The following is a 7,509-nucleotide window of genomic DNA, read 5'->3' as shown; positions in this document are numbered from 1 at the left end:
CCTAAGGCCCAATCGTTGACGCGGGGTGGAGCAGCCCGGTAGCTCGTCAGGCTCATAACCTGAAGGTCGTCAGTTCAAATCTGGCCCCCGCAACCAAATCAAAAGCCCGCCCCTCAAAAGGCGGGCTTTCGATCGTTCAGAGCGCAAGCTCAGCATCCGCGCCAAGTCGCCAGAAAACTCCAGCCAGACGCCACAACTCAGATCCTGCACGCCAGGGAGCACCAGCCGGCACCACACGGCTTAGCCTCTAGCGACGCCGACAACCTCAGCGATCAAAGTCTCATCCCACCATCCACCGCGATTGTGGCACCGTTGATATAGCTGCCCTCCGGTGAGCAGAGCAGAAGCGCGATCCCGGCGCAGTCCCGGGCGCGGCCGACCCGGCCGAGGGGGATTTGCGCGAGAGCCTGCTGTTCCCGACCAGGCTGCGCAAGAATCGCGCGGTTGCGATCGGTGCGGATGGCGCCCGGCTGAATGATGTTGAAGGTGATATCATCTGCCCGTGTGGTGCGTGCGAGGTTAAGCATCATGTTCGTCTGCGCGGCCTTGGTGGCGGCATAGTAGAGGCAATCGGCATTGGCGCGCGCCTCCTGCACGGAACCGATCGCGATGACGCGGCCGAAGCCCCGGGCCTGCATGCCGGGCAGGAAGGCTTTCAGAAGCCGCGCCGTCGCGTGCAGATTGACTTCGCTCTGCGCCGCCAAGGCATCGTCGCTCAAAGCGTCGAGTGTCTGGCGAACCTCCACCGAGGCGCAGAGGACGAGAATATCGGGTGAAAGCGCTTGCCGCCCAAGCTTGCCCACGATGTCGCGGACAGCGCCCGGCTGTGCGAGATCGGCGATGAGCGCCGTAGCGCCACCGTCCTCGCCGCCGAGCCGGCGCGCGACAGCTTCGGCCTCGTCGTCGCGGTCGTGGACGATAAGGCGCGCGCCCGCGCCTGCTAGAGCGCTCCCAATTGCAAGGCCGATCCCTCGGGCGGCGCCGGTGACGAGCGCAACACGCCCGGAAAGCGCGCCTGCCATCAGCCGAGCAGCGGCTTCACGCGCGCCGTCGCATCGTCCATCGCCTGCTGCGCCGGCTTGCGGCCGAGCACGGCAGCCTGTGTCTCCTCGATGAAGATGTCGTGGGCGCGCGCTTGTTCGTCGAAGGCGGGCAGATGGATGCGCGAGGCCTTGAGCGCGGCGGCCTCGTCGGCTGCATATGGCATCGCCGCCTTGAGCTTCTCATCGGCATAAGTCGAGATGCGGACCGGGCCGTTGCCGTTCAGCGCCATGGCGGTCGTGCCTGCCTTCGAGGACAAAGCGCGGATGAACTTCCAGCTCAGGGGCTTCTGCTTGGCATTCTTCGGGATCATCAGCGACCAGAACTCGACTGTCGGCGCGAAGGCGACCTTGCCGGAAAGGTCGGCGGCCATCGGCGGCAGCAGCGATTTGAAGCGCCCGCCATATTTGCCCTTGGACGGGTCGTTATAGGTGACGAGACGAGCGAAGGGATTGATCGTCATCGCCGCGCGGCCCTGCTGCATCCAGGTCGTGATCTCCTCGTTGTTCACCGTCGCGAAATTCCGCGGGAGCACGCCGGCCTTGTAGAAATCGGCGAGCAAAGTGAGCGTCTTCACCATCGGCGGCTCGGCCGCGATGATCTTGCCGTCTGATGTCATGTAGTCGCCGCCGAGGCAGCGGGCGAGCGTCAGGAAATTCGAGGCGAAGACGGCGGTGAAGGCGAGGCCATAGACCTGCGTGCCATCCTCGCGCTTGAAAGTCAGCTTGCGGGCGAGTTCCGTCAGCTCCTCGAATGTCGTCGGCAGCTTGGTGACGCCGCGCTCCTCGAGCAGGGCCTCGTTGTAGATCAGGGCATTGGTCGCATGGCGAACCGGGATGCCGTGCAGCGCATCGCCCACCTTGAGCGGCGCGATCAGGCCGGGCGCGAAATCGTCGAAGGCCTCGATCGGAGCCTGCTTCATCAGCGCGTCGAGCGGCTCGAAGAGCTGCAGGTTGCGCGGAACCGCCCGACCGTTGACGAGATAGGCGACGTCGATCGAGGTCTCCGACAGCGAGGCTTCGCGCAGCAATCGCTCATGCACGGCGTTGACGTCGCCGAAGGTGACCCAGTTCACATCGGTGCCACTGGCCTTCCGGAAGGCTTCTGTCGCGTCTCCGCCGGGACCGGTCGTGGCTGCGGTCTGATGGACTCGGTGGCCGAGCGCGGTCAGCGTCTTCGCCTGGGCAAAGACGCTGCGCGGGAGAAGCACCGCGGCGGCCGCGGCACCAGTGAGCGCGCCGAACCGGCGGCGCGAGACGCGGGATGTCATCGATTGTCCTCCGGGATGTTGTTTCGACGCTGTCATCGCGCCGCTTTTGTCGGTCGTTCAGGCCGGCAGCAGCGGCTGCACGCGCTTGACCAGCGAGGCCATCGCCTCCGCAGGCGTCTTCATGCCAAGCACGGCGGCTTCCGCCTCTTCCTTGAACAGGTCGCCGGCACGCGCGGCTTCGTCGAAGGCCGGCATCGGCACGCGCGCGACCTTGAGCACCTTCAGTTCCTCGGCGGCATAGGGCACGGTACCGGCGAAGCCCTGGTCCGCATAGGTCGAGGCGCGCACCGGGCCGTTGCCGTTGAGCGCGGCCTTCAGCGTCGCATCCTTGGCGGTCATCGCCTTGATGAAGCTCCAGGCGAGGTCCTTGCGCCTGGCGTTCTTCGGAATGACCATGCCCCAGAACTCGACCTTCGCCGGGGCAGCATCGTATTTGCCGGCGAGCGTTTTCGAGGCCGGGACCGCGATGGTATTGATCTTGCCGGGGAATTTCGATTTCTGCGGATCGTTGTAGATGCGGTTGCGGCCCATGCTCTGCAGGCTCATTGCGGCCCGGCCCTGCTGCATCCAGACATTGACGTCCTCGGGCGAGAGTGTCGCGAAATTGCGCGGGAAGGCGTTGATCTGGAAAAGCTCGCGCAAGGTGCGGATCGCGTTCAGCATCGGCGGCTGGTCGGCGACGCATTTGAAGTCGGGAGTGATGAAGTCGCCATCCCAGGCGCGGGCGAGGTCGATCACATTGGGGTAGGTCACGCCCGGCGTGCACAAGCCCACGACCTGTGTGCCGTCGCTGCGGCGATAGCTGCAGGCCTTGGCGATCTCGATCATCTCCTCGATCGTCGCCGGGGGCTTGGAGAAGCCCTTCTCGGCCAGGATTTCCTCATTGTAGTGCAGGCCGGAGGAGGCGTGGCGGAAGGGGACGGCGAGCTGGTGGCCACCGACCTTCATGCCCTGCATCAGGCCGGGAAAGATGTCGGCCGGGTCCTCGACCGGATCCTTCCTGAGGTAATCGTCGAGCGGCTCGAACAGGGTCGCGGCGCGCGGCACAACCTGCGTATTGACGACGAAGCCGACATCGACGGAAGTCTCGCCGAGGCTTGCCTCGCGGAACAGCCGCTCCTGCAGAGGCCCGGTGTCGAAGGTGGTCCACTGGACGGTGACGCCGTTCTTCTGCGCCCAGTCCTTGGTTATGTCGCCGCCCTGCGCGCCGGTCGCGACTGTCTGCATGACGCGGTGAGTGAAGACGTTGAACGGGCCGCTCTGCGCCTGCGCCGCGCTGCCGAGCCCGGCGAAGCTCAACCCCAGGATGCCGGCCCCGAACTGTCTACGGTCGAGCGTCGTCCTCTGGCTCATGGTGATCCTCCCTGTGGTTCGCGAGTTCCGCGATGGCGGCTTCTGCCGCTTCGAAATGCTTGTTCATGGCGGCAGAGGCTGCGGCGGGATCGCCGGCCCGGATCGCGTCGACGACACGGACATGCCGCTCGAAAGTGCGCTGCCAGTCGTCGGGACCGCGCGCCTCGCGCGAGTTGAAGATCTCCATCACTTCGCGAATGACCGGCCTGAGGCCCCGGATCTGGAAATCGAGCAGGCGGTTGCCCGATGAGGCCGCCACCGCCTCATGAAAGTCGAGATCGGCCTCGATCCAGCGCGGCACATTGCCGAGCGCATCCTCCATGCGGGCCAGAATGAGGTCGAGCTTCTCGATATCCTCGGCCGAGCGGCGCTCGGCGCTATGCGCCGCGATCGGCGGCTCGAGGATGCGACGCAGTTCCACCGCCTCGGTCAGGCCATTGGCGCGGCCGCGCACGGCAAAGCGATAGAAGCGGTCGAGCGGGGCGGCATCGAGCGCCTGCACCCGCGTCGGCTTACCCTGCTGGATATGCACGACGCCCATTGCCGCAAGCTGCCGGATGGCCTCGCGCGCGATCGGCTTGCTGACGCCGAAGGAGGCCGCGATGCGCGCTTCCGAAGGCAGGGAGTCGCCTGGCTTCAGCCGGCCCTCATGGATCGCCTGGGTGATGCGCTGGATCACGGCATCGCCGAGGCGCATCGGCACGACATCGCCGCCTGCGAACGGGTCGTCAGTATCCAGCACGGCACGGGCGAGATCGCTCATCAATGTCCTCCGGTGGCGATCATTGACAGATGCCGCATTCCTTGGCAACTGTTCAACCTATCAGATAAGTATATGTCGTTCAGCGACGCGTCTCGGGAGGGTCATGCCGCATGTCGGCCAGCCGCATCGCCAAAGTCGATGTCCATCCGTTGCGGGCGACGCTGCCCAAGGTCCAGCGGACCTCGCAGGGCGACTACCCCGCGATCGAGATCGTCGTGGTCGAGATCGAGACCGAGGACGGAACCGTCGGTTTCGGCGAGGGGCTGTGCCGGCGCGGCGCTGCCGGCTACGCGCGCTTCATCGAGGAAGCATTGGTTCCGCGACTGATCGGGCGCGACGCTGCCGACCGCAGAGCGCTCTGGAAGGCGATGCGTGCCGCCCTCTCCGGCCGCCCTGGCGGGCAGGTCGTCGAGGCGATCGCGGCGATTGATATCGCGCTCTGGGACATCGCGGGAAAGCAGGCGGGCGAGCCGATTCATCGGTTGCTCGGGGGGATGGGGCGCAAGGAGGTTGCGGCCTATGCCTCCTCTATCAACTGGCTAGACGATGCGACGGTCGAGGCCGAGGTCGCGGCGGCGCTGAAGGCCGGCTTCCGCGAGATCAAGGTCAAGCTTGGCCACCCGCTCAAGGATGCGGTGGCGCGGGCCAAGCTGATCCGCAGGCTCGCCGGCGACGACATCGCGCTCTATGTGGATGCGAACTGGGCCTATGACGTCGACGACGCGCTGATCGTCGGGCGGGCGCTCGCCGATCTCGGCTACGGCTTCTTTGAGGAGCCGATCGCCCCGCATGATCGTGAGGGCTACCGGCGCCTCGCGCAGCATCTGCCGATCCGGCTCGCCGCGGGCGAGAGCGATTTCGTCGCGGGCGAGGCGCTGACCATGCTGCAGGATCGCTCCCTCGGCCTGATCCAGCCGGACGTCACGCGCTCCGGCGGCATCACCGAGACATGGCGCATCGCCGAGCTCGCCGCGGCCTTCAATACCGCCTATGCGCCGCATGTCGGCTGGTCGGGCGCGATCTGCGTCGCCGCGAGCCTGCAACTGGCAGCGGCTGCGGAGAGCTTCCGCACCTTCGAATGCATGGTCTACGAGAACCCGCTGCGCGATGCCTTCACGTATCCGCTCGTCGGCGAAGGCTCGCAGCTCGTCGATGGCAAGCTCGCGATCCCGCAAGGGCCCGGCCTCGGCATCGAGATCGACCGCGAGGCGCTGAAGCGCTTCAGGATCGCGTGACGATGCGCAGGGCTTTGGGACCCCATTACCTCCCGGGTCATCCCGGACAAGCGGTGAAGCCGCGCCGATCCGGAATCCATTCCGGAACGGTTCAGGCATGGATCCCGGGTCTGCGCTGCGCTTCGCCCGGGATGACCAGGGTGGGGAGGCGCGGATGAAGCAAAAAACACCCCTCTCGGCGATCGCGCTGGTCACTCCGGTTCAGCTCATGATCGGCGGCATCATCTTCCTGCCGGCGATCTATGTCTTCTGGCTCAGCCTCAACCAGTCCTCCTTCGGCCAGCAGGCGACATTCGTCGGCCTCGCCAATTACGCCAAGGTGCTGGCCGACCCCTATTTCTGGAAGGCGCTGCTGAACACTGTGATCGTCGTCGCCGTGGTCGTGCATGTCGAGTTGCTGATCGGGCTCGGCATGGCGCTGTTCTTCGCCTCGGGCGTGCCGTTTCGCCCTCTCCTGCTCGCCATCGTGCTCGCGCCCTATGCGGTGAGCGAGGTCTCGGCGGTGGTGATGTGGCGCTATTTGTTCGAGCCGGATGTCGGGATGATGAGCCGGCTTCTGGCCACCATCGGCCTGCCGCCGATCGAATGGGCTGTGAATCCGAGCCATGGCTTCGCCATGGTCAGCCTGCTCTCGATCTGGCTGCACCTGCCCTTCTCGTTCATCATCCTCTATGCGGCGCGGCTCTCGATTCCGACCGATCTCTATGAGGCCGCCTCGATCGACGGCGCCTCGGCCTGGACGTCGTTCAGTCGCATTACGCTGCCGCTGCTGATGCCGGCGCTGCTGATCGCCGCGCTGTTCCGCTACATCTTCGCCTTCCGCCTATTCTCCGAGGTCTGGCTGATGACCGGCGGCGGCCCGGCGCGCTCGACCGAGGTGATGGCGGTCTATCTCTATCTCGAGGCCTTCCGGTACAACGCCTTCGGCTCCGCCGCCGCCACAGGTTGGCTGCTCGTGCTCGCCTCGCTCCTGCTCGCGCTGTTCTATCTGCGCCGGCTCTACAAGGAGATGTTTGCGCGTGCCTAAGCTTCTGCGCCATCTCCTCAAGCTCGTCGGCGTGCTGGCGGTTGTCGCCTGGTCGCTCGTGCCGATCGGGCTGATCGCGATGTCCTCCTTCAAGGCCGATCGCGACATCTTCTCGACCGCCGGCGCCTTTTCCTTCGCGCCGACGCTGGCGAACTACCAGGCGCTGTGGAGCCGCTGGGGCGATTTCTTCTTCGGCCTGTGGAACAGCCTCCTCGTCACGGTGGGCGCGACGCTGCTCGCGGTCGGCGTCTCCCTGCTCGCCGGCTTCGCCTATTCGCGCTTCGCCTCGCGCGGCCTGCAGGCCTCGGCCTTCTTCCTGATCTTCATCCGGCTGATCCCGCCGATCGTGATCACGCTGCCGCTGTTCCCGGTGGTGAACTGGCTCGGGCTCAACGACACGCATTTCGTGCTCATCGTGCTCTACGCCACCTTCTTCGTCTCGCTGGGGACGGTGGTGATGCGGACCTTCATCGACCAGATCCCGCGCGAGCTGGACGAGGCCGCGATGATGGACGGCGCCTCGCAGATGCAGATCATCGCCCGCGTCATCCTGCCGATGGCGGCGCAGGGGATGCTTGCGGTCTCGGTCTTCGTCATCGTCTACGCCTGGAACGAGTTCCTCTTCGCGTTCATCTTCACGACCACCAAGGCGAAGACCGCGCCATTGGTGATCTCCGAGATGATCGGCGCCGTCGAAGGCGTCGAATGGGGCGTGCTCTTCGCCGCCTCGACCGTGCAGCTCGTGCCCGTGCTCGCCTTCGTCATCCTCATGCAGAAACACCTCGTCGCGGGCCTGACCGCCGGCGCGGTGAAGGGGTAA

General features: G+C 65.8%; 7 protein-coding genes and 1 tRNA gene. 4 read left to right on the top strand and 4 right to left on the bottom strand.

From position 1 onward, the window contains the following. Window positions 1-19: 19 nt before the first annotated feature. Window positions 20-96: transfer RNA gene (locus tag AC1DNE_RS15995), tRNA-Met, on the top strand. A 176-nt stretch (window positions 97-272) separates the two neighbouring features. On the opposite strand, the gene AC1DNE_RS15990 is transcribed toward AC1DNE_RS15995, so the two are convergent. Genes AC1DNE_RS15990 through AC1DNE_RS15975 form a run of 4 tightly spaced genes read right to left on the bottom strand, consistent with a single transcriptional unit; the run spans window position 273 to window position 4,427 of the window. Next, the gene (locus AC1DNE_RS15990) at window positions 273-1,022 is read right to left on the bottom strand and encodes an SDR family NAD(P)-dependent oxidoreductase (RefSeq protein ID WP_476803714.1); all 750 of its coding nucleotides are present in this window, start codon (window positions 1,020-1,022) and stop codon (window positions 273-275) included. Beyond that, window positions 1,022-2,311: an ABC transporter substrate-binding protein gene (locus AC1DNE_RS15985; RefSeq protein WP_441469497.1), complete on the bottom strand. Its 1,290-nt coding sequence runs from the start codon at window positions 2,309-2,311 to the stop codon at window positions 1,022-1,024. Before AC1DNE_RS15985 ends, AC1DNE_RS15990 begins: the two co-directional genes overlap by 1 nt. Before the next feature lie 57 nt (window positions 2,312-2,368). Continuing rightward, the gene (locus tag AC1DNE_RS15980; RefSeq protein ID WP_441469496.1) at window positions 2,369-3,664 is read right to left on the bottom strand and encodes an ABC transporter substrate-binding protein; all 1,296 of its coding nucleotides are present in this window, start codon (window positions 3,662-3,664) and stop codon (window positions 2,369-2,371) included. After that, window positions 3,636-4,427 carry a FadR/GntR family transcriptional regulator gene (locus AC1DNE_RS15975; protein WP_441469495.1) on the bottom strand — a complete coding sequence of 264 codons (792 nt, stop codon included), beginning with the start codon at window positions 4,425-4,427 and terminating at the stop codon, window positions 3,636-3,638. The genes AC1DNE_RS15980 and AC1DNE_RS15975 overlap by 29 nt, the downstream gene beginning before the upstream one ends. 110 nt (window positions 4,428-4,537) lie before the next feature. Here AC1DNE_RS15975 and AC1DNE_RS15970 point away from each other — a divergent pair, with 110 nt between their 5' ends. From AC1DNE_RS15970 to AC1DNE_RS15960, 3 genes are all read left to right on the top strand, one after another. Beyond that, window positions 4,538-5,662, top strand: a complete 1,125-nt coding sequence (locus AC1DNE_RS15970) for a mandelate racemase/muconate lactonizing enzyme family protein (protein WP_441469494.1) — start codon at window positions 4,538-4,540, stop codon at window positions 5,660-5,662. Between the two features lie 154 nt (window positions 5,663-5,816). Beyond that, entirely contained in the window at window positions 5,817-6,689 is an 873-nt protein-coding gene (locus tag AC1DNE_RS15965) for a carbohydrate ABC transporter permease (RefSeq protein ID WP_476841118.1), read from the top strand. After that, entirely contained in the window at window positions 6,682-7,509 is an 828-nt protein-coding gene (locus AC1DNE_RS15960; RefSeq protein WP_441469492.1) for a carbohydrate ABC transporter permease, read from the top strand. Before AC1DNE_RS15965 ends, AC1DNE_RS15960 begins: the two co-directional genes overlap by 8 nt.

Source organism: Allobosea sp. 05L423, from assembly GCF_056397745.1.
This window is presented reverse-complemented; position numbering and strand designations above follow the sequence as displayed.

Excerpts from the sequence above, each read along its gene's own strand:
- AC1DNE_RS15990 (WP_476803714.1), bottom strand. The coding sequence starts at position 1,022 with ATGGCAGGCGCGCTTTCCGGGCGTGTTGCGCTCGTCACCGGCGCCGCC.
- AC1DNE_RS15985 (WP_441469497.1), bottom strand. The coding sequence starts at position 2,311 with ATGACATCCCGCGTCTCGCGCCGCCGGTTCGGCGCGCTCACTGGTGCC.
- AC1DNE_RS15970 (WP_441469494.1), top strand. The coding sequence starts at position 4,538 with ATGTCGGCCAGCCGCATCGCCAAAGTCGATGTCCATCCGTTGCGGGCG.
- AC1DNE_RS15965 (WP_476841118.1), top strand. The coding sequence starts at position 5,817 with ATGAAGCAAAAAACACCCCTCTCGGCGATCGCGCTGGTCACTCCGGTT.
- AC1DNE_RS15975 (WP_441469495.1), bottom strand. The coding sequence starts at position 4,427 with ATGAGCGATCTCGCCCGTGCCGTGCTGGATACTGACGACCCGTTCGCA.
- AC1DNE_RS15980 (WP_441469496.1), bottom strand. The coding sequence starts at position 3,664 with ATGAGCCAGAGGACGACGCTCGACCGTAGACAGTTCGGGGCCGGCATC.